General features: G+C 72.6%; 18 protein-coding genes and 1 tRNA gene. 12 read left to right on the forward strand and 7 right to left on the reverse strand.

The window, feature by feature from the left end:
* Nucleotides 1-216 precede the first annotated feature (216 nt).
* Entirely contained in the window at nucleotides 217-2,523 is a 2,307-nt protein-coding gene (locus ACIBAD_RS19300; protein WP_398907810.1) for an alpha-N-acetylglucosaminidase, read from the reverse strand.
* Between the two features lie 40 nt (nucleotides 2,524-2,563).
* Nucleotides 2,564-4,246, reverse strand: a complete 1,683-nt coding sequence (locus tag ACIBAD_RS19305; RefSeq protein ID WP_398907811.1) for a ricin-type beta-trefoil lectin domain protein — start codon at nucleotides 4,244-4,246, stop codon at nucleotides 2,564-2,566.
* A gap of 178 nt (nucleotides 4,247-4,424) precedes the next feature.
* Here ACIBAD_RS19305 and ACIBAD_RS19310 point away from each other — a divergent pair, with 178 nt between their 5' ends.
* Nucleotides 4,425-5,066 (forward strand): TetR/AcrR family transcriptional regulator C-terminal domain-containing protein, encoded by a 642-nt coding sequence (locus ACIBAD_RS19310; RefSeq protein WP_134069634.1) that lies wholly within the window; start codon nucleotides 4,425-4,427, stop codon nucleotides 5,064-5,066.
* A 62-nt stretch (nucleotides 5,067-5,128) separates the two neighbouring features.
* Entirely contained in the window at nucleotides 5,129-6,058 is a 930-nt protein-coding gene (locus ACIBAD_RS19315) for a serine/threonine dehydratase (RefSeq protein WP_134069632.1), read from the forward strand.
* Here the strand turns inward: ACIBAD_RS19315 and ACIBAD_RS19320 are convergent.
* On the reverse strand, nucleotides 6,055-6,261 hold the full coding sequence (locus ACIBAD_RS19320; RefSeq protein WP_398907812.1) for a universal stress protein: 207 nt from the start codon (nucleotides 6,259-6,261) through the stop codon (nucleotides 6,055-6,057). The genes ACIBAD_RS19315 and ACIBAD_RS19320 overlap by 4 nt on opposite strands.
* A 164-nt stretch (nucleotides 6,262-6,425) precedes the next feature.
* On the opposite strand from ACIBAD_RS19320, the gene ACIBAD_RS19325 reads away from it, so the two are divergent.
* A complete protein-coding gene (locus ACIBAD_RS19325) occupies nucleotides 6,426-6,785 on the forward strand; it encodes a hypothetical protein (protein WP_134069628.1) in 360 nt (119 codons plus the stop codon).
* Here ACIBAD_RS19325 and ACIBAD_RS19330 read toward each other — a convergent pair.
* Both ACIBAD_RS19330 and ACIBAD_RS19335 read right to left on the reverse strand, forming a co-directional pair.
* Nucleotides 6,739-7,722, reverse strand: a complete 984-nt coding sequence (locus ACIBAD_RS19330; RefSeq protein ID WP_398907813.1) for a hypothetical protein — start codon at nucleotides 7,720-7,722, stop codon at nucleotides 6,739-6,741. The two genes, ACIBAD_RS19325 and ACIBAD_RS19330, sit on opposite strands and share 47 nt — an antisense overlap.
* Nucleotides 7,722-7,797 (reverse strand) — tRNA-Cys (locus tag ACIBAD_RS19335). Before ACIBAD_RS19335 ends, ACIBAD_RS19330 begins: the two co-directional genes overlap by 1 nt.
* A gap of 362 nt (nucleotides 7,798-8,159) precedes the next feature.
* Between ACIBAD_RS19335 and ACIBAD_RS19340 the strand changes: the two genes are divergently transcribed.
* The 8 genes from ACIBAD_RS19340 to ACIBAD_RS19375 all read left to right on the forward strand — a co-directional run bounded on the left by ACIBAD_RS19340 (nucleotide 8,160) and on the right by ACIBAD_RS19375 (nucleotide 19,281).
* Nucleotides 8,160-9,494 carry a sugar ABC transporter substrate-binding protein gene (locus ACIBAD_RS19340; RefSeq protein ID WP_134069624.1) on the forward strand — a complete coding sequence of 445 codons (1,335 nt, stop codon included), beginning with the start codon at nucleotides 8,160-8,162 and terminating at the stop codon, nucleotides 9,492-9,494.
* Nucleotides 9,491-10,441, forward strand: a complete 951-nt coding sequence (locus tag ACIBAD_RS19345) for a carbohydrate ABC transporter permease (RefSeq protein WP_134069622.1) — start codon at nucleotides 9,491-9,493, stop codon at nucleotides 10,439-10,441. The genes ACIBAD_RS19340 and ACIBAD_RS19345 overlap by 4 nt, the downstream gene beginning before the upstream one ends.
* Complete coding sequence (locus ACIBAD_RS19350) at nucleotides 10,438-11,271, forward strand: carbohydrate ABC transporter permease (RefSeq protein WP_398907814.1); 834 nt, start codon at nucleotides 10,438-10,440, stop codon at nucleotides 11,269-11,271. Before ACIBAD_RS19345 ends, ACIBAD_RS19350 begins: the two co-directional genes overlap by 4 nt.
* Nucleotides 11,272-11,342: 71 nt before the next feature.
* Nucleotides 11,343-14,372, forward strand: a complete 3,030-nt coding sequence (locus tag ACIBAD_RS19355; RefSeq protein WP_398907815.1) for an alpha-mannosidase — start codon at nucleotides 11,343-11,345, stop codon at nucleotides 14,370-14,372.
* Between the two features lie 278 nt (nucleotides 14,373-14,650).
* Complete coding sequence (locus ACIBAD_RS19360; protein ID WP_398907816.1) at nucleotides 14,651-16,675, forward strand: FAD-dependent oxidoreductase; 2,025 nt, start codon at nucleotides 14,651-14,653, stop codon at nucleotides 16,673-16,675.
* A gap of 18 nt (nucleotides 16,676-16,693) precedes the next feature.
* The gene (locus tag ACIBAD_RS19365) at nucleotides 16,694-17,548 is read left to right on the forward strand and encodes an alpha/beta fold hydrolase (protein WP_398907817.1); all 855 of its coding nucleotides are present in this window, start codon (nucleotides 16,694-16,696) and stop codon (nucleotides 17,546-17,548) included.
* A gap of 42 nt (nucleotides 17,549-17,590) precedes the next feature.
* Nucleotides 17,591-18,004 (forward strand): PaaI family thioesterase, encoded by a 414-nt coding sequence (locus tag ACIBAD_RS19370; protein WP_134069614.1) that lies wholly within the window; start codon nucleotides 17,591-17,593, stop codon nucleotides 18,002-18,004.
* 5 nt (nucleotides 18,005-18,009) lie between these two features.
* A complete protein-coding gene (locus ACIBAD_RS19375) occupies nucleotides 18,010-19,281 on the forward strand; it encodes an MFS transporter (protein ID WP_398907818.1) in 1,272 nt (423 codons plus the stop codon).
* Nucleotides 19,282-19,415: 134 nt separating this feature from the next.
* Here ACIBAD_RS19375 and ACIBAD_RS19380 read toward each other — a convergent pair whose 3' ends face one another.
* Entirely contained in the window at nucleotides 19,416-20,969 is a 1,554-nt protein-coding gene (locus ACIBAD_RS19380; RefSeq protein ID WP_398907867.1) for an alpha/beta hydrolase, read from the reverse strand.
* A 182-nt stretch (nucleotides 20,970-21,151) separates the two neighbouring features.
* Nucleotides 21,152-22,270, reverse strand: a complete 1,119-nt coding sequence (locus ACIBAD_RS19385; protein ID WP_398907868.1) for a PP2C family protein-serine/threonine phosphatase — start codon at nucleotides 22,268-22,270, stop codon at nucleotides 21,152-21,154.
* A gap of 218 nt (nucleotides 22,271-22,488) precedes the next feature.
* Between ACIBAD_RS19385 and ACIBAD_RS19390 the strand changes: the two genes are divergently transcribed.
* On the forward strand, nucleotides 22,489-24,636 hold the full coding sequence (locus ACIBAD_RS19390; RefSeq protein ID WP_398907820.1) for a SpoIIE family protein phosphatase: 2,148 nt from the start codon (nucleotides 22,489-22,491) through the stop codon (nucleotides 24,634-24,636).
* Nucleotides 24,637-24,850: the final 214 nt, after the last annotated feature.

Here is a 24,850-nt window from a genome sequence, read left to right on the forward strand (position 1 = left end):
TCCTGATGGCTTCGGGCCGTGTGACGGCGTCGGAAGGGGCGGCCGCCGGATGTTCCGACGGCCGCCCCTGGTGGTCGTTCCGAGCCAGTCAACCGAGTGCGCCTCCCGCGCGTCGAACCACCGGCGGAGTTCTCCCCCGCACGGGTAGCCGGATTCCCACGGGCGGGTGGTGGCAGCGCATCATCCGACCGCAGCCGTCCCGGGTGGTGTAGGAGGTCAGCGGGCGGCCCCCTCCGAGGACTTCAGGGCCGCCGCGATCTTCGCCGCCAGGGCGTACGGATCCCCGCTCGGGCCGTTCGGCCCGCTCGGGTGCCGCGTGGTGCGCCGGGCCCACTCCTCCTCGAAGTCGTGCCAGTCGATCTCCCGGGGAGCCGCCCGTCGGACCAGGGACTCCTCCAGCGCCGCGAAGTAGGCCGCCCAGCGGGGCGCGTACAACTCCCCGATCAGGCCGCTCCATTCGCGGTTCGCGTAGTCGTGCAGGAAGCCGCCCTCGCTGGTGCTGCGCCGGCCCCACACGCTCAGGATCGCGCGGGCGTCGTACTCGTACCGGTCCTGCTCGGCCTCGTCCGCACCCCAGGAGCGGGCCGCCGACAGCCAGTCGCCGAGCAGGAAGTTCGGGTCGGATCCCGTGACCGCGTCCAACTGCCGCTCCCCGTCGGCCCATTCGGCGGTGAGCGCGCGGAACCGGGTCAGGTCCGCTGCCTCGTACGCCGCCTTGATCTTCGGCAGCAGCACCCGCGAGTGGTTGGCCAGGGCCTGCCGGGCGGTGTCCACCAGGTCGAAGCGGTAGGCGCTGGAGCCCCGCAGCTTCGGATCCACCTTGAGCAGGTGGTCCAGGGCCCGGCGCACCCCGTCGGCCGGATACCGCATCGATGTGGGGCTCCAGTACGCCGCCCCCACCGCGGTCAGGCTCGGCCGGGCGGTGAACAGGCTGTCCTGGGACTCCGACCACAGACCCGAGGACGTGCTGTACGGGCCCGCGCGCAGCTCCTCCCAGGCGGCCGCCGCCTCCTTGTCGGGCCGTCCGTAGCGGCGGCCCGCGAAATCGGCGAACCACTTGCGCTGGTCGATCGGCCCGGGCTCCCAGGCGAGATCGGTGAACAGGTCGAAGGCGGCCGGGTTGGTCCCGGTGGCCTCCGGCAGGTACGCGATGCCCTTCAGGGCGCTGTTGGACTTGGCCCGCCAGGAGCCGAACCGGTCGATCCACACGGAGGTGTTCGCGCCGATCGTCGTGTGCCCGCCGAAGTTGTAGATCGTGCCCATCGCGTACGGGGCCCCGCCCCAGCGGGTCTCCCGGTCCAGCTGGTTGTACCGGTCGGACAGGCCGTCCAGGATCAGCAGCTTCGAGGTGTCCACCCCGGCGAGCAGCTCCGCCTTCGGGCTGTCCTGCCACCCCAGCACGGCCCACATCGCCCCCGGGTGGGCGGCGTGCAGCGCCGACTGGACGGCCCGGGCCGCGGCCTTCACGTCGACGGTGCCCGCCGTCCCGCCCTCGTGCAGCGGGCTCATCCGGTACATCGCGCTGTCCCCGAACACGGCGCGCTGCTCCGCGTAGTACGCGGCGGCCAGCTTCCCGAACACCGGCGAGGACGGGTCCAGCCAGTCGGGCCGTTCGAAGCCCGCCCAGTCGCCCTGCGCCACCGTCTTCGCACCCGCGTTGCGGGCGGCGAAGCCCGGCGGCACCGTCCCGAAGTAGCCGGGCAGCACCGGGGTCATGCCGAGCCCGCGCAACTGCTCGGCGATCCGCCCGCCGAGCTCGGCGCGCTCCCGCACCAGCCGCTCGGAGACCGGGCCGCCGAAGCCGCTCAGGTTCTGCAGCAGCCACCAGCTCTGGTGGCCGGGGCCGGGGATCCACTCGCGCAGCTCGGCTGCGGAGTAGCCGAAGCCCTGGAGCGCCCGGTAGTACGGGTACTCGGCGCCGGCCTGGACGAACACCTCGTTGATGCCGTGCAGGGCGAGCAGGTCGATCTGCCGCTGGTGCTGCTCGAAGGTGCGGTACGCGCCCGAGTAGCCGTCGTCGGTGTCGTTCAGGGCGTACCGGTGCGGGACGAGCGCGCTGCGGGTGACCGGCGCGGGCACGGCCGGCAGCCGCGCGGGCAGCATCCCGATGCTCTCCCCGGGCCAGCCGATGTCGGCCCCGGCGACGTGTTGGAGGTACCAGCCGACGCCGGTGAGCAGGGTGGCGCCGGTGGATCCGCGCACGGTGATCGCGCCGGCCGGCCCGGACACGGTGAACCGGTCGGCCCCGGCGGCCGGGTCGGGCACGAGGGTGAACTGGCCGGCGTGGCGCGGCAGCAGCCGCTCCAGCGCGTCCCGCGCCGGCCCGACGTCGAAGGCCCGGGGCCTGGGCGCGCCGGACAGGCCCTGCGGCGGCGGCGCGGGCGCACGGCCGCGTACGTGGCCCCCGTCGGCCGTGCCGGCCAGCGCGGGGGAGCCGGCGCCGAGCAGGGCCGCCAGGGTGGCGAGGGCGATCCGGCGGCGCAGTCGCGCGCGCCGCGGGCGCCGGGAAGGGGAGTTCGTCATCCGATGGGTCACCGATCACCGGTCCGTGGTCTGGTCGGGGTCAGACGGGCAGGGACCAGGCCTGGTCGACGCGGTGGTCGCCGCAGTCGGTCAGGCGCAGCCGCTCGGCCGGGGCGTCCGGGGCCGCGGCCGCGGCGGGGGCCGTCAGGCACAGCCCGCTCACGTCCTCGACCAGTGCCCCGTCCCTGCGGTGCGTCCAGCGCTGGCCCGGCTCACCGGGCGCGCAGCCGGCCAGTTCCACGACTCCGTCCGCGCCCGCCGACAGGCACCTGCCGGTCAGGAGTACGCGCCCCTCCTGCCCGAGCACCCAGCGCTGGTCGGCTGCCGCGGTGCACGGCGCCAGGACCACCGCGCCCACCCCCGTGGTGTTGACCCCGTCCGCGCACTGGGCGCCGTTCCCGGTGATCTGCCCGGTCGGCACGGCGGCGCCGCACCCCTCGTGCGGGGTGAGCCGGAAGACCGCCGTGTCGTGCGCGGCCACCTTCCCGGTCAGGGAGGTCGAGACCTCGGCGCTCTTGCCGCTCCACAGGTCCTTGGCGTCGACCGTGCAGGAGTACAGCCCGACGTCGCTGAGCGGTACGGAGACGTCCCGCGCGCTGCCGGACCGGTTGAGCACGGCGACGGCGCGGTCACCGCCCGCCAGCGGCCGCGCCAGCACCTCGAAGGTGGCGTTGGCGGAGAGCACCGCGCCCTGGCGGCCCATCGGGTCCTGGTCCAGCGCGATCAGGTCGGTGTTGCCCAGCGCGGCCAGCCCGGCGGGGGTGAGCTTGGAGACCTCCGAGGACAGGATGAAGGGGGCCGCCATCATCGCCCAGAGCCCCACCTGGCTGCGGCTCTCGGCCTCGGTGAGCCCGGGGGCGCCCGCGATCAGGAAGTCGGGGTCGTTCCAGTTGCCGGGGCCCGCGTACCGGCCGAGCCAGCGGTTGTAGCCGTAGTTGCCGAGCACCGAGCTCCACCGGGAGGTCGCGGGCGCGGCGGCGTTGTAGACCTTGATGTCCTTGCCCTCGCGCCACAGCTGGCCGGTCTCCCCGACCCAGCCGAGGACCTTGTGCCAGTCGGAGCCGCCCCATTCGCCCTGCTGGAAGTAGGCGGGGGCCGAGGCCGAGAGCACCATGTCGCGGCCGCTCGTACGCAGGGCCTCGGCGACGGCGTTGTACGCGTCGCGGTACGCCTGCTCCTTCGTCGTCCCGGGCGGCACCCACAGGTTGCAGCCGTCCATCTTGACGTAGTCGACCTTCCACGACGCGAACTGCCGGGCGTCCTGGGCGTAGTGGTCCGGGCCGCCGCCGTCGGGCGAGCCGCTGCCGGGGTAGCGCTCGCAGGTGAGGGAGCCGGCGTCCTCGTAGATGCCGAACTTCAGTCCCTTGGCGTGCAGATGCTCGCCGAGCCAGGCCATGCCGTGGGGGAACTTCTGTGTGTCGACGACCAGGTTGCCCTCCGCGTCCCGGCTCTTGGCCATCCAGCAGTCGTCGACCGTCACCGTGTCGTAGCCCTTGGCCGCGAGGCCGCTGAAGACGAGCGCGTCGGCGTTCGCGACCACCTTGGCCTCGTCGATGTCGCACATGTAGTGCGCCCAGTTGTTCCAGCCCATGGGCGGGGTGAGCGCGAGCGGGGCGTCCGAGGTCGCGTGGGGCTCGGCCGACGCGGGGGCGGGGGCGAGGCAGAGGGCGAGCAGGGCGGCCGCGGTCAGGCAGGGGAGCGACGCACGCAGGCGAGGCGGCACGGAGACTCCTTGAGGTGGGGCTGCAGTGCGCTCAGTGCAGCGGTGCGACTACCCGCTGTCAACATAAGTCGATGGTTATGGCTCAATGACCAGCAATATGGCCGTAGTCGACGTCACACGATCGGGGCGGGCCAACGGAGATACAACGTCTGTTACGGCGTCTGTTACGGTGTATCTCATGCCGAGGAGATCAGCAGCCCTGGACCGTGCGACGCCCGAGGCGATCGCGGTCGCCGCCCTGCGCCTCATCGACGAGGAGGGGCCGAACGCCCTGAGCTTCCGGGCCCTCGCCGACCGGCTGGAGGTGTCGCACGCCACCGTGCAGCGCCGCTGCACCGACCTCGCCGGGCTCCTCGACCTCTGCACCGAGCACCTCGCCGGCCGGCTCCCCGAGATCCCGGCCGGGACCGGCTGGGCGGAGGCCACCGAGCTGCGCTTCACCGCGCTGTACCGGCTCCTCGTCGCGCACCCCGGGCTGCTGATGCTCCGCGGCGGCCGCCCCTGGCTCGGCCGGCAGCTGCTGGCCCGGCTGGTCGAGCCCGCGCTCGCCGACAGCGTGGCCGCCGGGATGACCGCCGCCGAGGCCATGACCGTGTACCGCCGCATGTACCTGCTCACCCTCGGCAGCGCCGCCTTCGTGGACCACCGGGATCCGGCCGGAGCCACCGCCGCCTCGCGGGCGGCCCTGGCCGCGCTGGATCCGGAGGGGTTCCCCGTGCTCGCGGGCGGGCTGGCCGACGTACTGCCGGCCCTGACCGACCACGAGGTGTACTACGGCGCCCTGCGCCAGCTGATCGAGGCCAACCGGCCCGCCGACTGAAGCCGCCCGAAGCCGCCCGAAGCCGTCCGAGCCGCCCCAAGCCGTCCGAAGGGACCCCCGTCATGGAACAGCAGCCCGACTACGCCGCCGTACGCGCCGCCGCCGAGCGGATAGCCGGAGCGGTCCGCCCCGTCGCCGTCGCACCCGCCGCCGATGGGCTCTGGTACGCGCTGGAGTACCTCCAGCACACCGGGTCCTTCAAGGCCCGCGGCGCCCGCAACTTCCTGGCCGCCCACCGTGACGCAGGCACCCTCCCGGACGCGGGCGTCACCATCGCCTCCGGCGGCAACGCGGGCCTCGCCTGCGCATGGGCCGCCCGAGCGCAGTCCGTACGGGCCACCGTCTTCCTGCCGGCCAACGCGCCGCGCGTGAAGGTGGAGCGGCTGCGCGGGTACGGGGCCGAGATACGGCTCGTCGGCGACCGGTACGCCGAAGCGCTGGCCGCGTGCGAGGAGTTCGCGGCGCAGAGCGGCGCGCTGAGCAGCCACGCGTACGACCACCCGCTGATCGCGGCGGGCGCGGGTACGCTGCTGGACGAGATCCGGGCCGGGCTGCCGGGACTGGACACCGTGGTCGTCGCGGTGGGCGGCGGCGGGCTGTTCGCGGGGGTCGCGGCCGCGGCGCGCGAGCACGGCGTACAGGTGATCGCGGCCGAGCCGGAGAACTGCCGGGCCCTGAACGCCGCCCTGGAGGCGGGCCGCGTCGTCGACGTGGCCGTGGACTCGGTCGCCGCCGACTCGCTGGGCGCCACCCGGGTCTCGGCGGCCGCGCTCGCCGCCGCTCAGGAGAAGAACGTACGCTCCGTCCTGGTCCCGGACCCGGCGATCACTGCGGCCCGGCGCGCGCTGTGGGAGGAGCACCGGATCGTGGTCGAGGCGGGCGCGGCCACGGCCCTGGCGGCCGTACGGACCGCTCCGCAGCCGCTGGGCGCGCGCGTGGCCGTCATCCTGTGCGGCGCGAACACCGACCCCGGGGACCTGACGGCTCCCTAGTCCTCGTCCGCGTCAGCGCCCTCGCGGACCACGACCACCGTGCTCGACGCGTACTGCGCCACCTGCCGGCTCACCGAGCCGAGCAGGGCGCCCTTGAAGCCGCCGTAGCCCCAGGCGCCGACGACCGTCAGGTCCGCCTCCTTGGAGGCGTCCACCAGCACCTGGGCCGGCGAGCCCTGTTCGACCCGGCGGAAGACGGGCACGCCGGGCGAGGCGCCGACGGTACACGGACGAGGGGGGCCGGCCCCGACCGGCGACGATCGTTGCGGGCGCCGAAGACTTTGGAGGACAGTGCGCGGTCCCCGTGGCCTGCGAAAGTCCGGGTGCAAGGAAGACCGGCAGGGCACGAGGGTACGGAGGAACGGACGTGGCACAGCGCAAGGGCTGTCTGATCGGCTGCGGGGTGGTGCTGGTGCTCGGCATCGCAGCCGTCGGAGCTCTCCTCTTCGGCGTCGGGAAGGTCGTGGACGCCGCGGGCAAGACGATGCTCGACCCCGGCGTCTACCGGTCCGTGAGCGTCGGCGACCCGGAGGGCGCGGTCCGCGCCAAGATGCCGTCCGGGGAGAGCTTCATCAAGGCCGCCCTGAAGTCGGGCGGCCCGGCCGAACCCGAGGGCAGCGTCTGCACCTGGTACATGTCCGACGCGGACACCGAGGGGGAGACGGTGTACCGCTTCTGCTTCAAGGACGGAAAACTCGCCGAAAAAGTCGAGTACCGGATGAAGTAGGCGGAGCGACGGCCTCCCGGAGCCGCGCGAGGGCGGGGGAGAGGCGGGCTGTCACGGGCCGTGGGAGGCGGGCGCATTCCGCGTCGATCCAGCCGAGTACGGCCGCCCGCCGGCCCGCGTCGCACACGGAGAGGTGGAACACCAGCTGCCGCCACGCGCGGGCGGCCCTCTTGGGCGTCGCCGATCGGCGCCTGGCGGCGGTGAACGCCCCGCGCGCCAGCCCCTCCCACCCGGACGGCGGGTCGATGCCGACCACGCGGACCAGGGTGGCCGTGTTGAACGTGGTGAGGACGCGCGCCTGTTCGTCGACGGCCGCCTCACGGGCGAGGGCGACGACCTGAGGGCCGTCAGGCCCGGTGCACCGGTACGGCGGCAGCCCGGCCCGCCGGGCGCACAGCTCGGCGAACCCGGCCGGATCGCCCCTCTCGGCCAGGTCCCGCAGCGCGGCGCAGTCGATGCCGTAGTAGCGCTCGTACGGAGTGCCCTTGAGCAGGTCGGCGGCCGTCCACGCGGCGGGGAACAGGTCGGCGTTCACCGCGTACGTCGTGGCGGAGGCGAACGGCTCGGTCAGGACGGGCACCGGCAGACCGGCCGGTTTCGCGAGCCGGGCCAGGGTGTTCGCCAGCCGGTTCGGGATCCCCGCGCCGGGGAAGGCCTCCACGGCGAGTTCGCCGATGGCCCGCAGCTCCCTCCGCGCCTGCGCCGCGGTGAGGGCGGTGGTCGGCAGCGGTATCAGCTCGGCCAACACCTCGGCGGAGGGGATCGCCCCGTCCAGCAGCAGGTCGGCCACGGACCCGAGGTCCGCAGGGGGGAGCAGCGCAGGCCGCTCCCGCCAGGCGGCGAGCGCCTCGGGCTGCGCCCCGAGGGCGGGCTCTTCGCGCCGCGCCCCGAGGGCGGGCTCAGGCTTCCGGGGCCGGTGGTCGGCGTTCTCTTCCATGGCCGGCGTGGCAGGTTCCGCCCCTGCGCCCTCCGACTGTGCAGGTCGGTGCTCTGGCTGCTGAGCTACACGCCGCGGGGGCGAACTCAACCATCCGAAGCCCGCGTGCGCAACGGGGTTTTGGGCCGGTGGCAGGTAAAGCGCATTAGTGCGCGGCCTCTTGTACCGCTGATAAGAAGTCAACATCCGGCGCCGGGCATGCGTTGTTATGGAATCGATATCACCTTGAGGCAGCTCTCAACTAAAGCGCATTAGTCCTGGTCGTCGCGGTGTTGACTGAGCCCCTTTCATCTGCCTGCACAGGGGCCGCCGCCATTCGGGACCCGCCGGTACCCGCCCATGGGGACTTCGGCCGCATTGACGCGATCTGGATTTGGGGTCAGCGTGGGCTGCGCGCTCCGGCAGTGAGGCCGGAACTCCCTGCGAAGGCGGCGACGATGACCCGTTCGAACGCGACCCGTACAGCCGTCGCCACGCTCGTGGCCGGCACGTTCCTCTCGGTCTCCGCCTGCGGAGTCGGCGGCGGCGCCGCGGAGGTGCCGGAGGGCAAGAGGACCGGCAAGGTCGCCGGCGAGATCACCTTCCGCACCCTCCAGCTCAAGCCCAAGTTCACGGCGTACGTACAGGGCGTCATCGACGCCTTCGAGAAGAAGTACCCCGAGGCGAAGGTCAGATGGGAGGACGTCCCGGGCGACGGCTACAACGAGAAGCTCGTCGCCGACGCCCAGGCCGGCGCCCTCCCCGACGTGGTCAACCTCTCCACCGACTCCTTCCAGCTCCTCGGTGACCGCGGCCTGCTCGCCGACGTCGCGGGGCTCGACCCCGAGGTCGCCAAGGAGTACGTCCCCGGGGCGTGGGAGCAGTTCAAGCTCCCGGGGAAGGGCGACGGCGTGTACGCGTATCCCTGGTACGTGACCCCGGAGATCCTCACGTACAACAAGGAGCTCTTCGCGAAGTCCGGCCTGGACCCGGCGCAGCCGCCGACCAGCGTCGAGCAGTTCTTCGACTACGCCGACAAGATCGCCGCAGCGTCCGGCGGCCGCTACTCGGCCTTCATGGCCGACCCCAAGGGCCGCCTGCCCGGGGACTGGCAGAAGATGGGCGTGCCGGTCCTGAACGAGCAGCAGGACCGTTTCGTCTTCGACACCCCCAAGGCCGTCGAGTGGGTCCAGCGGATGAAGGATCTGTACGCCAAGGGCGCCATGCCCAAGGAGTCCCTCCTCAAGTCGGACGACGTCAACCAGCTGTACGGCGGCGGCAAGCTCGTCTTCGGCCCCGGCTCCCCGGGATTCGTCAAGGACATCAAGCAGAACGCGCCGCAGATCTACGCCGGCACCCAGGTCGCCGGGGCGGTCACCGGCAAGCTCGGCCACATCGGCATCTACGCACAGTCGCTCGGAATCAAGAAGGACACCAAGCACCTCGACGCGGCGAGCGAGTTCGCCAAGTGGGTCACCAACGGCCCCAACCAGGTGGAGTTCTCGAAGAACGCGACCATCTACCCGTCCAACGCCCAAGGCCTGGCCGATCCGCGCTTCGCCGACCGGGGCGACGGGGGGGACGCCGAGACGGTCGCCCGCGCGGTCGGCGCCGAACAGCTCAAGAGCGCGGCACTCGACGCCAACACCCCGGTCCAGTGGACCAACCAGGTCGGCGACGCGGTCGTCCGCGAGATGCAGAAGGCGATCCAGGGCGAGCAGGACCCGCAGACGGCCGTACGAAAGGCCCAGGAGGAGGCGAACCAGCTGCTCGCCAAGTCGGCACGGAAATGACGCCGCGCCCGGCCCGCTCCGCCGGTCGGCGCCGCAAGGCCGCCCTCGCGGCCATGGAGGCCGAGACCGGCCTGGTCCACCGCAGATGGTGGACCCCCTACCTCTTCCTCGCCCCCGGCCTGGTGATGGTGGCCCTGTTCAGCCTCTGGCCGTTCGTCAACACCGTCATCCTGTCCCTCACCGACGCCCAGATCCTGCGCGGCGGCACCTTCGTCGGCTTCGACAACTACACCCGCGCCTTCGCCGACCCCGGCTTCTGGACCGCCGCCGGCAACAGCGTGCTGTACCTGGTCGTCGTCGTACCGTGCCTGGTGTTCCTCCCGCTCGCCCTCGCCGTGCTCGTCCAGGCGAAGATCCCCGGAATCGGGTTCTTCCGCTCCGCCTTCTACACCCCGGTGATCGCCTCCGCCGTGGTCGTCGGCCTGATCTGGCAGTGGGTGCTGCGCAGCGACGGGCTCGTCAACACCGTGTTCCGGAAGCTGAGCATCGTCTCGGAGCCGGTCCCGTTCCTGACCGACAGCACCATGCTGCTGGTCTCCGCCATGATCGTGACCGTGTGGAAGGGCCTCGGCTACTACATGGTGTTCTACCTCGCCGCGCTCGGGAACGTGTCGCCGTCGCTCCACGAGGCGGCCGCGCTCGACGGCGCCGGCGCCGTGCGGCGCTTCTTCAGCATCACCGTCCCCCAGGTGAAACCGATGATGCTGCTGGTCGGCACGCTCTCCGCCATCTCCGCGCTGAGGGTCTTCACCGAGATCTACATCCTGGGCGGGGAGAGCGGCGGCCCCGGTGGCGGCGCCCGCACCCTGCCCTTCCTCATCCGGCAGGTCGGCCTCGGCTTCTCCGGCGAGACCGGCTACGCCTCCGCCCTCTCGATCCTGCTGTTCCTGCTGACCCTGGTCTTCAGCCTGCTGGGCCGCCGCCTGTCGAAGGGGGACGAGAGTTGACCGCCACCGCGCCCCGCGGGCGGATCGGGCTCGCCGTCCGGTACGCCACGCTGGTCCTGATGCTCGTCGTCATGCTCGGGCCGATCGCCTGGCAGTTCCTGACCTCGATCCGCGGCCGCACCGAGAACGTGTACGACGGCGTGCTGCCCGCGCGGCCCACCCTCGACAACTACGTTCTCGTCGCCGACTCCTTCCCGCTGCTCCAGTACGTCGGCAACACGCTGGTGGTGGCCGCCCTCGCGGTCACCTCGAACATGCTGTTCGCGGCGATGGGCGGGTACGCCCTCTCCCGGGCCGGCTGGAGGGGCCGCAAGTCCGTCTTCACGGTGCTGGTGGCCACGCTTATGTTCCCCTTCGAGTCCGTGATGATCTCGATGTTCCTGACCGTGCGCGAGATGGGGCTGGTCGACACCCTCATCGGCGTGTGGCTGCCCGGCGCGGTCTCCGTCCTCAACATCATGGTCATGCGCTCGGCCTTCCTCGCCGTGCCCAAGGAGGTGGAGGAGTCCGCCGTCCTGGACGGAGCCGACGAGTGGACCCGGTTCACCCGGCTGTTCCTCCCCGCCGCCAAGGGAGCCCTGGCCGTCGTCTGCATCACCAGCTTCATGGGCGCCTGGGACGATTTCCTCTGGCCCCTGCTGGTCCTCACCAACAGCGACCACTACACCCTCCAGCTCGGCCTGAAGACCCTGGCCGGAGCCACGACCACCAACGACCAGCGCATCATCGCCGCCGGCGCGATGGCGGCGCTCCTGCCGATGATGCTGCTCTTCTTCGCCCTCCAGCGTTTCTTCTTCAAGGGAGTGGGCGAGGGAGCCGTCAAGACCTGAGTCCGCCGCACACGACCTGCCGTGACACGTCCTGCCGTCACACGACCCCTCCCTCCCTTGGAGCAGCCGTCATGCACGACGACCGCAGCATCACCGAGCACCGCCTGCGCCGGGTCCTCAAGGAGCGCATCAAGCCCGCCGTCCACTCCCGCCCGGTCCCGCTGGAGATCGGGCGCTGGGAGGCACCGGGCGAGCCCGTGCCGGTCGCCGACGGCCTGGCGGCCCCGTACGGGCCCTGCGCGATCGGCGACGCGTGGGGCCCGGCCTGGGGCACCACCTGGTTCAAGGTCACCGGCACCGTCCCGGCCGAGTGGGCGGGGCGTACGGTCGAGGCCGTCCTCGACCTCGGCTTCGACCGGATGATGCCCGGCTTCCAGTGCGAGGGGCTCGTCCACCGGGCCGACGGCAGCGAGGTCAAGGCGCTGAACCCCTACAACGACTGGGTGCGCGTCGCCGACTCGGCGGCGGGCGGCGAGCAGGTCGAGTGGTACGTCGAGGCCGCCTCGAACCCCGTCCTGGTCGACCACTCGGCCACGTACGAGGGGGACCGGCAGACCAGCGGCGACCAGCCCCTCTACCGGCTCGCCCGGATGGACCTCGCCGTATTCGAGACCGAGGTCTGGGAGCTCGTACAGGACCTGGAGGTCCTCTACGACCTGATGACGCAGCTCGGCGAGGCCGACGCCCGGCGGTACGAGATCCTGCGCGCGATCGACGCCGCCCTCGACGCGGTGGACCTCGGCGACGTCCCCGCGACGGCCGCCGCCGCCCGCACCCGTCTGACCGCGGTGCTCGCCGCCCCCGCCCGGGCCTCGGCGCACCGGATCAGCGCCGTCGGGCACGCCCACATCGACTCCGCCTGGCTGTGGCCGCTGCGCGAGACGGTCCGCAAGGTCTCCCGGACCGCGTCCAACATGGTCGGTCTGATGGACACGCATCCCGAGTTCGTCTTCGCCATGTCGCAGGCGCAGCAGCTGGACTGGATCAAGACCCACCGGCCCGAGCTCTTCGAGCGGATCAAGAAGAAGATCGCGGACGGGCAGTTCGTGCCGGTCGGCGGCATGTGGGTGGAGTCCGACACCAACATGGTCGGCGGTGAGGCGATGGCCCGTCAGTTCCTGTACGGGAAGAAGTTCTTCCTGGACGAGTTCGGCATCGAGACCCACAACGTATGGCTGCCCGACTCCTTCGGGTACACCGCCGCGATGCCGCAGATCGTGAAGCTGTCCGGCTCGAAGTGGTTCCTGACGCAGAAGATCTGCTGGTCTCAGGTGAACGCCTTCCCGCACCACACCTTCTGGTGGGAGGGCATCGACGGCACCCGCGTCTTCACCCACTTCCCGTCCGTCGACACCTACAACAGCGACCTCGGCGGCGCACAGTTGGCGCACGCGGCGGCCAACTACCGGGAAAAGGGCAGGGGTTCGCGCTCACTCGTCCCCTTCGGCTGGGGCGACGGAGGCGGCGGCCCCACCCGGGAGCACCTGGCCCGGGCCAGGCGGCAGCGGGACCTCGAAGGCTCCCCGCGCGTGGAGATCGAGAGGCCCGACGCGTTCTTCGAGAAGGCGCACGCCGAGTACGCGGACGCCCCCGTCTGGGCCGGCGAGCTGTACCTGGAGCTGCACCGCGGCACCTACACCTCGCAGGCCAAGACCAAGCAGGGCAACCGCCACAGCGAATCGCTGCTGCGCGAGGCCGAGTTGTGGGCGGCGACCGCCGCGGTCCGGGTGCCGGGGTACGGGTATCCGTACGAGGACCTGGAGCGGATCTGGAAGACCGTGCTGCTCCACCAGTTCCACGACATCCTCCCCGGATCGTCCATCGCCTGGGTGCACCGCGAGGCGCGCGCGACGTACGCGCGGGTACGGGAGGAGCTGCGCCACATCACGCTGGCCGCGCAACTGGCCCTGGCCGGAGAGGGCACCGCCGAGCTGGTCTTCAACTGCGCCCCGCACGCCCGGCGCGGCATCCCGGCCGGGGGCGCGGGCCTGCCGGAAGCGGCGGCCGGGGACCAGCCGGTCACCGTGGAGGAGCGGCACGGCGGCGGGCACGTCCTGGCCAACGGACGGCTGCTGGTGGAGGTCGACGGCCGCGGGCTGATCGTGTCGGCGTACGACCTGGAGGCGCGCCGGGAGGCGCTGGCCCCGGGGAGGGCCGCGAACCTGCTCCAGATCCACCCCGACTTCCCGAACATGTGGGACGCGTGGGACGTCGACGCGTTCTACCGCAACAGCGTGACCGACCTGGTGGAGCTGGACGCGCTGGAGGTGGCGGAGGCCGGCCCGGACGCGGTGACGGTCCGGGTCTCCCGCCGCTTCGGCCGCTCGGCGGCGGTCCAGTCGATCACGCTGCGGGCGGGGGCGAAGACGGTGGACATGGTCACGGAGGTGGACTGGCGCGAGACGGAGAAGTTCCTGAAAGCCGCCTTCCCCCTCGACGTGAAGGCCGAACGGTCGGCTTCGGAGACCCAGTTCGGGCACGTGTACCGGGCCACCCACACCAACACCTCTTGGGAGGCCGCCAAGTTCGAGATCTGCGCGCACCGGTGGATCCACGTGGAGGAGCCGGGATGGGGGACGGCGATCCTCAACGACTCCACGTACGGCCACGACGTGACCCGCGACATGCGCCCCGACGGGGGCCAGACCACGACGGTCCGCCTCTCCCTCCTGCGGGCCCCGCGCTATCCGGACCCGGAGACCGACCAGGGCGCCCACACCCTGCGGTTCTCGCTGGCACCGGGGGCGGAGATCGCGGACGCGGTGCGCGAGGGCCACGCGCTGAACCTGCCGGAGCGGGTGGTCCGCGGAGCGGCACCGGTCGCCCCGCTGCTGGCACTCGACAATGACGCGGTGGTGGTCGAGGCGGTCAAACTGGCCGAGGACCGCAGCGGTGACCTGGTCGTCCGCCTCTACGAATCCCGGGGAGGCCGCGCGACGGCATCGCTGGAGGCGGATTTCCGCATCGCGGCGGCGACGGAGACCGACCTCCTGGAGCGCCCCCTGCCCGGCACGGCGGTATCCGCCCCCACGGCGGACGGCACGGTGGCCCTCACCCTGCGCCCGTTCCAGATCGTCACGATCCGCCTGCGCCGGGCCTGACCGGCCGCGGCGGCGGAGTCCGGCCCTGCGCGAGCCCGGCTTCCGCCGCCCGGCCCTCGGCGGGGGAGCCCGACACCGTCCGCGTGATCTGCCGGGTGGGTGCGCGGCGCCCCGGCTGCTCCCGCCGGCCGCCGGCGCCGGCTGGTACCCGGCGCTCGACGGCTCCCGGGACGCAGTCGCGGGCGTGAACTCCGCCACTTGGTTATGCACCTAGTTGCACAATAGGCCTCCTCCTCGCTAGAACAGGTCCATCACCCCCGCGCGAGGAGGCGCCCCCCATGAGTTCCCAGAGCCGGTACCCGAACCTGCTGAGCCCCCTGGACCTCGGCTTCACCACGCTGCCGAACCGCGTGATCATGGGGTCGATGCACACCGGCCTCGAAGAGCACCAGGGCGGCTTCGAGCGGCTCGCCGCCTTCTACGCCGAGCGCGCCCGCGGCGGCGCCGGCCTGATCGTCACCGGCGGCATCGCCCCGAACGACGCCGGCCGCCCGTTCGAGGGAGGGTCCCGCCTCACCACCGAGGACGAGGCCGCCGAGCACCGTGTGATCACCGAGGCCGTGCACGCCGAGGGCGGGAAGATCGCGATGCAGATCCTCCACTTCGGCCGCTACGCCTACCACAAGGACCTGGTCGCCCCCACCGCCCTCCAGGCCCCCATCAGCCCCTTCGTCCCGAACGAGCTCAGTGACATCGAGGTCGAGCGCACCGTCGAGGACTTCGTCCGCGCCGCCCGCCTCGCCAAGCTCGCCGGCTACGACGGCGTAGAGATCATGGGCTCCGAGGGCTACCTGATCAACGAGTTCATCGCCGCGGCGACCAACAAGCGCACCGACCGCTGGGGCGGCGCGTACGAGAACCGCATGCGCTTCCCGCTGGAGATCGTCCGGCGCACCCGCGCGGCCGTCGGCGAGGACTTCATCCTCATCTACCGGCTCTCCATGCTCGACCTGATCCCCGGCGGCTCCACCCTCGACGAGGTCGTCCGCCTCGCCAAGGAGATCGAGGCCGCCGGCGCCACCATCATCAACACCGGCATCGGCTGGCACGAGGCCCGCATCCCCACCATCGCCACCTCCGTCCCGCGCGGCGCCTACACCTGGGTCACCAAGCGGCTGATGGGCGCGGTCTCCGTCCCGCTCGTCACCAGCAACCGCATCAACACCCCGGAGATCGCCGAGGAGCTGCTCGCCGACGGCCGCGCCGACCTGGTCTCGCTGGCCCGCCCCTTCCTCGCCGACGCCGACTTCGTCGCCAAGGCCGCGGCCGGCCGCTCCGAGACCATCAACACCTGCATCGGCTGCAACCAGGCCTGCCTCGACCACACCTTCAGCGGCAAGATCACCAGCTGCCTCGTCAACCCGCGCGCCTGCCACGAGACCGAACTCGTCCTCTCGCCCACGCAGCTGAAGAAGCGCGTCGCCGTCGTCGGCGCCGGCCCGGCCGGCCTCGCCTGCGCCGTCTCCGCCGCCGAACGCGGCCACGCCGTCACCCTCTTCGAGGCCTCCGGCCACATCGGCGGACAGCTCGACATCGCCCGCCGCATCCCGGGCAAGGAGGAGTTCGAGGAGACCATCCGCTACTTCGGCACCCAGCTCGCCGCCCGCGCCGTCGACGTACGGCTGAACACCCGCGCCGACGTCGAGACCCTCCAGGGCTACGACGAGGTCGTCGTCGCCACCGGCGTCACCCCCCGCATCCCCGACATCGAGGGCGTCGAGCACGCCAACGTCGTCAGCTACCTCGACGTACTGCGCGACGGTGCCCCCGTCGGCGACCGCGTCGCCGTCGTCGGAGCCGGCGGCATCGGCTTCGACGTCGCCGAGTTCCTCACCGACAGCGGCGAGGGCGCCTCCCAGGACCCCGAGACGTACTTCCGCCACTGGGGCGTCGACACCGCCTACGCCGGCCCCGGCGGGCTCACCGCCCCCGAGCGGCCCGCGCCCCCGCGCCAGGTCCACCTCCTCCAGCGCAAGACCACCAAGGTCGGCAAGGACCTCGGCACCACCACCGGCTGGATCCACCGTGCGGAGCTCAAGCACCGCGGTGTCGTCTCCGTCGCGGGTGCCACGTACGACCGGATCGACGACGAGGGCCTGCACATCACCGTCGGCGGCGAGCAGCGGCTCGTCCCCGCCGACACGGTCGTGCTCTGCACCGGCCAGGAGCCGCGCCGCGACCTGTACGAGGCCCTGCTCGCGGCCGGCGGCCGACCGCACCTGATCGGCGGCGCGGATGTGGCCGCCGAGCTGGACGCCAAGCGGGCGATCCGCCAGGGTACGGAACTGGCAGCGACACTCTGACCCGGTTCGGGAGTCACGATGTTCACGTTCGACAGCAGCGACGGCACCACCGTGACCGTGCACACGTGGCTCCCCGGACCGGCCGGCCCCGATCCGCGGGCGATCGTCCTGATCGCCCACGGCATGGGTGAACACGCCCTGCGGTACGCCCCGTTGGCCGGCGAGCTGGCCGCGCACGGCTACGCCGTCTACGCGCCCGACCACCGGGGCCACGGCCTGACGATGAACGCCGGGCCCGGCGTGCTCGGCGAGAACGGCTGGCAGCTGCTGGTCGACGACCTCGCCGCGCTCTCGGAGACGGTCCGCGGACTGCACCCCGGCATGCCGCTGGTACTGCTCGGACACAGCCTCGGCTCCTTCGCCGCGCAGCACTACCTGCTCGACTGGCCGGAGCACGCCGACGCCGTCGCGCTGTACGGCACCACCGCCGTGGACCGGATGTTCCTGCGGGTCGCGGAGGCCGGCGCGGACCCGCTCACCGCCTTCAACGCGCCGTTCGAGCCCGCCCGTACGCCCGCGGACTGGCTCAGCCGGGACGAGGCCCAGGTCGACGCCTACCTCGCCGACCCGCTCTGCGGCTTCGCGATCGACGACCGGGCCATGGGGGAGCTGTACGAGGCCGCCTCGACCCGGTTCCACGACCCGGCGGGCGCGCCGGCCGCCGTTCCGCTCTACGTCGCCGTCGGCTCGGCGGACCCGCTCAACTACGGGCTGGAACTCAGCGATCTGGTGGTCGAGCGCTACCGTGCGGCCGGCCACCCGGACGTCGAGTACCACACGTACGAGGACGCCCGCCACGAGCTGTTCAACGAGACGGATCGGGGCGAGGTCGTCGCCGACCTCCTGGCATGGCTGGAACGCGTACTGCGCTGAAAGGTGTTGTGGCGGCCGGGGGCGGGCCGCCACAATCTGCGGGTGACCCTGACGCCCGCAGACGCAGACAAGATCCTCGCCGACAACTTCGCCCCCTGGGTGCTCGCCCTCGGGCTGACCGTCCAGGAGACGGGCGAGCGGCACGCCGTACTGCGGCTGCCCTGGTCCGAGGCGCTGGCCCGGGACGGCGGCGCCCTGTCCGGGCAGGCCCTGATGGCGGCCGCCGACACCGCCACCGTCATCGCGATCTCCGCGGCGCGCGGGGCGTACGGGCCGATGACCACGGTCCAGCAGTCGACCAGCTTCCAGCGGCCGGTGGTCGGCGCGGACGTGCTGATCGGGGTCCGGGTGACCAAGCTCGGCAAGCGCATGGCCTTCGCCGACATCACCATGACCCCCGAAGGCGCCGAGGAGCCGTCCGCGACGGCTTCGACGGTCTACGCCCTGCTGGGCTGAGCCGGGTGCCGGCCCTCGTCCACCACCCCTCGCTCTGGCGCAACCGCGACTTCAACATCTTCTGGCTCGGCCAGGCGCTGTCCGTCCTCGGCGGGTCGATCTCGCTGCTCGCGCTGCCCCTGCTAATCCTCGACGCCACGGGGTCCGTGGTCCAGATGGGCCTGATCACGGTCATCTCGGGGGTCGGCGCCATCGTGACCGGGCTGTTCGCCGGGTACGTGGTGGACCGGACGGACCGGCGCCGCCTGATGATCGCCTGCGATCTCGTACGGGCGCTGCTGCTGGGCGCGGTCCCGTTCATCTGGCTGGCCGGGCCGCGGATCTGGGTGCTGTACGTACTGACGGCCCTGGTGACCGCCTTGAAGACGCTGTTCGACGTGGCGTACGTGACGGCGGTGCCGAACCTGGTCCGCGCCGAGGACCTGATCACCGCCAACGGGCGGCTGACGGCGGCCTTCGCCTTCGGGACCCTGTGCGGACCGGCGGCGGCGGGGTTCATCGCCGCCGGGGTCGGCGCGGACTGGGCCCTGGGGGTGGACGGGGCGACCTTCCTGGTCTCGGCCGTGAGCCTGCGGTGGGTGGCCTTCGGGCGGGAGGGCACCGCCGCGCCGGGGGCCTCGAAGCCGGGCACCCCTGAAGCGGGGAAGCTGCGCGAGATGTTCGTCGAGGGGTTCCGCTTCCTGTGGGGCCACCCCGTGCTGCGGGCGCTGACCGTACTGCTCACGCTGCTGACCTTCGTCACCATGGGCGCCACCGACCTGCTGGTCTTCCGGATCCGGCACGATCTCGGGCTGGGCGCGGCCACCGTCGGCTACGTCATCGCGGTGAGCGGGGTGGGTGTGGTCGGCGCGGCCTTCGCCGCCGCGCCGCTGCGCGGGACCTTCGGTTTCGGCGCCTGCTGGCTGGGCTCGACCGCCCTGATCGGCCTGTCGGTGGCGGGGACCGGTGTCAGCCGGAGCCTGCCGGTGATCGCCGTGCTGGCCGCCGTGTTCATGTTCGGGCTGACCCTCGGCGCGGTCTGCTCCTTGACCCTGCGCCAGGAGGTGACCCCGGATCCGCTGCTCGGGCGGGTCACCTCCGCCTTCTGGACCGTGCACAACGCCTCGGGTCCGGTGGGCGCGGCCGCCCTGACCGTGCTGGCCGCCCGGCACGGGGTCCCGGCGGTCAGCGTGGCCGCCGGGGTGTTCTGCCTGGCCATCCTCGGGGCGGGGCTGCTGACGCCGCTGCGGGGGAGCCGGGTCGGCGGCGGCCCGGCGGGGGACGCGGCGCGCGCCTAGGGCGCGGGTCCGCGGTCGCCGCGGATCGCCGGCGGGCTTCGCGCCCGGCGCGGCCCGCGAGGACGCGCCCGACTTCGGCCGCCGGATCAAGGGCCGCCGGGGAGGCGTCCTGATCGGCGGCCGAAGCCCCGGGGTCAGAACCTCCCGTCGGTCAGGACCGGGAAGCGCTGCGGCGACTGCGGGGCGATCTCGGAGCGGCGCTCCTGCGCGCCCGGGGCCGTCCGGCAGGTCACGTCCCGGGCGGGCAGCTTGCCCGTCGCCAGGTAGGAGTTGACCGTGGCGTTGGCGCAGGAGTTCGGATCGGCGAGGTACACGCCGTGGCCCTCACCGCCCATCGCGAGCACCATCCGCGAGCCCTTGAGCGCCTTGTGCAGGCCCTGGCCGCTGACCAGCGGGGTCTGGGAGTCCCACTCGTTCTGCACGGTCAGCACATCGGTCTTCGTCTTCATCGCCGTCGCCGGCTCGATCGGCCGCTGCCAGTACGCACACGGCTTGATGTTGGAGGCGTAGTCCCCGTAGAGCGGGTACCTGGCCTTGTCCTTCGCGGCCTCCCGCTCGTACTGCTCCGGGTAGCGGGGCCATTCCGTGTCCCCGCACACCACGGACCAGAAGACGGCCGTGCCGTTGTCCGACGCCGGCTCGGCGGTCGGCTTCAGCAGCTTGCGCTGGGGCTCGGTCAGCCGGAGCGGCTTGCCGTCCGCCGCGTCCTTCAGCGCCTTGACCAGGGGGGCCGCCTGCGAGGGGTAGAAGAAGAGGGCCCGCGCGGTGCGGATGTCATCACCGGTGAGCTTCGTGCCCTCGAACTCGATCGGCTGCTGGTTCGCCCGGGCCACGAGGTCCCAGAAGGTCTTCGAGACCGCGTCCGGGGTGTCGCCGAGCCCGAAGTCGGCCGAGCGCTCGGCCGTCCACTGCGTCCACCGCTTGAAGGCGGGCTCGGCCTCCGTCGCCCACACCTGGATCATGCCCCGCCAGATGCGCGCCGGGTCCACGCCGCTGTCCAGCACGAAGCGGTCGCTGCGGTTCGGGAACATCTGCGTGTACACCGCGCCCAGGTACGTCCCGTACGAGTAGCCGACGTACGAGATCTTCTTCTCGCCCAGCGCGGCGCGGATCGCGTCCATGTCGCGCGCGGTGTTGCGGGTGGTGACGAACGGAAGGATCGAGCCGGACTTCTCGCGGCACTTCTCCGCGACCGTACGCGCCCAGGCCACGTCCGCCGGGAACGTCTCCTCCTTGTACGGCCGGTCGATGTTCTGCTCGGCGTCGGTCAACCCGCAGGTGATGGGCGTGGAGGCGCCGACTCCGCGCGGGTCGAAGCCGATCAGGTCGTACTGGTCGCGCACGTCCTTCGGCATCAACTCGTTCATCATCAGCGGCAGATCGAGTCCCCCGCCGCCCGGGCCGCCCGGGTTGAGCAGCATGGCACCGTGCCGCTTGGCCGGGTTCTCGCTCTTGATCCGCGATATCGCGAGGTCGATCGTGCGCCCCTGCGGGCGCCGGTAGTCGAGTGGGACCTTGATCGTCGCGCACTCGTACGAGGCGGGCTGACCGGTGCTGCAGCGCTGCCACGCCGGCTTCTGCGGGGTGTACTCCGCGGCCGGGGAGGCGGAGGCCTGCGTCGCCGAGAGCAGCGGGACGGTGGTCGCGATGAGACCGGCGGCGGCGAGCATGGGTGCGAGGCGTTTCATGTTCACGAAGAGCCGTTTTCCTTCCGTGAATGCGATGGCCTCACCACCCTGTTGTACGAAGGCACCCGGGCGAATCATCCCGGAGGGCCGGACCGTATGCGTCTCACGAACGAGCTCGAAACCGGACAACTGGCCGACACGCCAAAGGAACTGGAGCAACGGGGGATTCGGGACCGGAGGGGTCAGGGGCCGCCGGTGATGCGCTGGATGGCCACCATCGCCGCGTCGTCGCCCAGGCTGCCGCCCGGGGAGTGCGCCAGCAGGTCCGCGCAGAGGTGGCGCAGGAGCGCGTCCGGGCCGTCCCCCGGCCAGTCGGCGGCCCGCTCCGGCAGCGGGTAGAAGGCGCCCTCGGCATCGCGGGCCTCGATGACGCCGTCCGTGTAGAGCAGGATCACGTCTCCGGGCTCGAAGGAGAAGGACTGCGGGGCGAAGCCGGTGTCCACGTACTGCGTCAGGCCCAGCGGCGGCGCCGGGTGGTCCACCTCGAGGGGGACGGCCCGTCCTCCTCGCAGCAGCAGCGGCGGCGGGTGCCCGCAGCTGATGAGCCGCACGGTCATCTCCCGATCGGGGATGTCCAGTACCGCCGCCGTGGTGAACGCCTCGCCGGGCTCCGCCGCCGGCTCGCCCGTGCCGTCCGGGTCCGCTGCCACGGCGGCCTCCAGGTGGGCGACCAGTGTCGGCAGGTCCGCCTCCTGGTGGGCGGCGGCCCGGAACGCGCCGAGCACCAGGGCGGCGTCCCCGACCGCCTCCAGGCCCTTGCCGCGGACGTCGCCGATGATCAGCCGGGTGCCGCTCGGGGTGCGGGTGGCGGCGTACAGGTCCCCGCCGATCTGGGCCTCGGCCTCCGCGGCCAGGTAGACCGAGGCCAGGCGCAGCGGGCCCATCCGGTCGCGCAGCGGTCGAAGGACCACCTCCTGGGCGGCCTCGGCGACGGAGCGCAGCTGGGTCAGCTGCTTCTCGTGGACCTCGCGCAGGTGTGCGAACACGGTGACGAAGATCGAGATCAGGACCAGCGCGATGATCTGGAAGGTGTGGTTCAGATCGGTGCCGGTGGTCCGCACCACGGCGACCGTCACCTGGGCCGCGACGGCCACCGCGCCGACGAACCCCGTCATCCGCGGACCGGCGAAGGACGCGGTGAGGGCCGGGGCCGCGACCAGGAACGGCCCCAGGTGGACATCGGGCGGGGCCAGGACGTCGACCACCGTGACGGCCGCGATCAGCGCGAAGGGAACCGCCAGCAGGGGCAGGCGCGGTTCGCCGACGTGGCGCTGGCTCGGATGCGGCGGCCGGTCGTCCATGAGTCCTGCATACACCGCGCGTATTGTTCCCGCGCACCGGCTGCGCACCGGCCGCGCACCGGCCGCGCTCCGTCGTACGGCCGTATCGGGGGGCGGCTGCGCTGCCGGTCCGGGGGAGTGGAGAGAGGATGGGAGCACCCCGGGCGCGGACCCGGGGCATGGAGACCCAGCAGGCCGATGCACCGCCCTGCGGCAGTGGACGGGAAGGAGCGGCCGGCATGAGTACGGCGGACGCCTTCCCGGCCGACCCGGAACCGGCACGCCCGGGCGCCCCTGCCGAGCCGGGCGCCCCTGCCGAGCCGGGCGGCCCGGAACCCTCTGTCGACCCCGCCACCGGGCCCGGCCTCCTCGACGTGCTCGGCGTCGCGGCGGTGGTCCTCGATGCCCAGGGGCGGATCGCGCTGTGGAGCCCGCAGGCCGAGGAGCTGTTCGGCTACACCGCCGACGAGGCGCTCGGCCGGCTCGCTGCGCAGCTGCTCGTCGACGAACAGAACCTGGCGATGGTCCTCTCCCTCTTCGACGAGGTGATGTCCGGCGAAGGCGCGTGGGCCGGGGCGTTCCCCGTACGGCACAAGGACGGCAGCACCCGCATGGCGGAATTCCGCAACATGCGGCTGGAGGACGCCGACGGGCGGCTCTACGCCCTCGGCATCGCCTCCGACCAGGCCACCGTACGGCGGGTGGAACGCGACCTGGCCCTGTCGATGCGGCTGGTCACGCAGTCCCCGATCGGCCTGGCCGTCTTCGACACCGACCTGCGCTACGTCCTGGTCAACCCGGCCCTGGAGCGGATCAACGGGCTGCCCGCAGCCGACCACATGGGCCGCCGCCTCCACGAGGCCCTGCCGCGGCTGGACGCCGAGTCCATCGAGGCGGCCATGCGCGAGGTCCTGTCCACCGGCCGACCGCAGCTGAACCGGTTCACCACCGGCCGTACGCCCGCCGACCCCGACCAGGACCACGCCTGGTCGCTCTCCATCTACCGGCTGGAGGACCCGGCCGGGCGGCCGCTCGGCGTCGCCGCCTCCGTCGTCGACGTCACCGAACAGCACAAGACCTCGACGGCCGTCGCCCTGGCCCGCCAGCGACTCGCCCTGATCGCCGACGCCTCCGTACGCATCGGCACCACCCTCGACCTCTGGGTCACCGCGCGCGAGCTCGGCGACATCGCGGTGCCGCAGCTCGCCGACCTCGCCACGGTCGACGTCCTCGACGCCGTCCTGACGGGCGACCACCCGCCCGGGGCCGAGACGGACGAGACCGTCCAGTTCCGCGCCCTGGCCGTCAAGGCGGCCCGCCCGACCCCCGCCACCCTCGCGGCCGACCCGGTCGGCTCGATCGCCCGGTACGACACCACCCGGGTGGTCACCCAGTGCGTACGGGCCGCCCGCCCCGTGCTCGTGGCGGAGGTCACGGCGACGGAGCTTCCCAGCGTCGCCCGCGACGCCGACGCCGCCACCCTCCTCGCCTCGGCCGGGCTCCACTCGTACCTGGCGGTGCCGCTGATCGCCCGCGGCGAGGTCATCGGCGCCCTCGGCCTCCAGCGCACCGACAACCCGCTGCCGTTCGACCACGACGACGTCCTGCTGGCCAGCGAGCTCGCGGCGCGCGCCGCCGTCTGCATCGACAACGCCCGCTGGTACCAGAACCAGCGCCGCGCCGCGCTCGCCCTCCAGCGCCACCTGCTGCCCCACCACCCCACCCCCACCCCGGGTCTGGAGATCGCCTACCGCTACCAGCCCGCCGAGGCGGCCGGCGAGGTGGGCGGCGACTGGTTCGACGTCATCCCGCTGCCCGACGACAAGACCGCCCTCGTGGTCGGCGACGTCATGGGCAGCGGCATCAACGCGGCCGCCACCATGGGCCAACTGCGCACCGCTGCCCGCACCCTGGCGGAGCTCGACCTCGACCCCGCCACCGTCCTGACCCGGCTCGATCACACCGCCACCGGGCTCGGGCACACCATGGCCACCTGCGTGATCGCCGTGTACGACCCGCACCGCAACCGGTGCCGCATCGCGATCGCCGGCCACCTGCCGCCGGTACGGACGAGCCCCGGGCGGCCGCCCGAGCTCCTCGACCTGCCGACCGGCGCGCCCCTCGGGGTCGGCGGCGTGCCCTTCGAGGCCACCGCGCTGGACCTGGACGTCGGCGACCAGCTCGTCCTCTACACCGACGGGCTCGTCGAAACCCGCGACCAGGACATCGACATCCGTCTGCAGGCGCTCACGGCCCTGCTCGACGACCCCACCCGTCCCCTTGAGGAGACCTGCGACCTGCTGCTGGCCGAACTGCGCCAGCCGGACGACCGCGACGACGTGGCCCTGCTCGTGGCCCGCACCCACTCCGTGCCCGGGGCGCCCTAGCACAGGCGCCGGCGCTCGCGAACGGTACCAGCCTTTCGGGGCGTTGCCCGGATGTTTGTCCATTCGTGATGGTCCTTCCAAACAGACACCACAACTGGCACTAGCGTCCCGTGGCACCCGGGGAGCACGGGTGCATTGGACACGGGCAACTGCCGGAGCCCGAGCCGTCGCAGCCCCCTCCCGGTCCACGCAGCAAGGAGGCAAAGTGCTGTCT

It is taken from the genome of Streptomyces sp. NPDC051109 (assembly GCF_044455885.1).
Taxonomy (GTDB): Bacteria; Actinomycetota; Actinomycetes; order Streptomycetales; family Streptomycetaceae; genus Streptomyces.

What these genes read in the sequence shown, in the direction of transcription:
- ACIBAD_RS19385 (WP_398907868.1), bottom strand. Translation starts at nt 22,270, where the DNA reads ATGGACGACCGGCCGCCGCATCCGAGCCAGCGCCACGTCGGCGAACCG.
- ACIBAD_RS19300 (WP_398907810.1), bottom strand. Translation starts at nt 2,523, where the DNA reads ATGACGAACTCCCCTTCCCGGCGCCCGCGGCGCGCGCGACTGCGCCGC.
- ACIBAD_RS19340 (WP_134069624.1), top strand. Translation starts at nt 8,160, where the DNA reads ATGACCCGTTCGAACGCGACCCGTACAGCCGTCGCCACGCTCGTGGCC.
- ACIBAD_RS19390 (WP_398907820.1), top strand. Translation starts at nt 22,489, where the DNA reads ATGAGTACGGCGGACGCCTTCCCGGCCGACCCGGAACCGGCACGCCCG.
- ACIBAD_RS19345 (WP_134069622.1), top strand. Translation starts at nt 9,491, where the DNA reads ATGACGCCGCGCCCGGCCCGCTCCGCCGGTCGGCGCCGCAAGGCCGCC.
- ACIBAD_RS19380 (WP_398907867.1), bottom strand. Translation starts at nt 20,969, where the DNA reads ATGAAACGCCTCGCACCCATGCTCGCCGCCGCCGGTCTCATCGCGACC.
- ACIBAD_RS19330 (WP_398907813.1), bottom strand. Translation starts at nt 7,722, where the DNA reads ATGGAAGAGAACGCCGACCACCGGCCCCGGAAGCCTGAGCCCGCCCTC.
- ACIBAD_RS19315 (WP_134069632.1), top strand. Translation starts at nt 5,129, where the DNA reads ATGGAACAGCAGCCCGACTACGCCGCCGTACGCGCCGCCGCCGAGCGG.
- ACIBAD_RS19310 (WP_134069634.1), top strand. Translation starts at nt 4,425, where the DNA reads ATGCCGAGGAGATCAGCAGCCCTGGACCGTGCGACGCCCGAGGCGATC.
- ACIBAD_RS19355 (WP_398907815.1), top strand. Translation starts at nt 11,343, where the DNA reads ATGCACGACGACCGCAGCATCACCGAGCACCGCCTGCGCCGGGTCCTC.
- ACIBAD_RS19365 (WP_398907817.1), top strand. Translation starts at nt 16,694, where the DNA reads ATGTTCACGTTCGACAGCAGCGACGGCACCACCGTGACCGTGCACACG.
- ACIBAD_RS19360 (WP_398907816.1), top strand. Translation starts at nt 14,651, where the DNA reads ATGAGTTCCCAGAGCCGGTACCCGAACCTGCTGAGCCCCCTGGACCTC.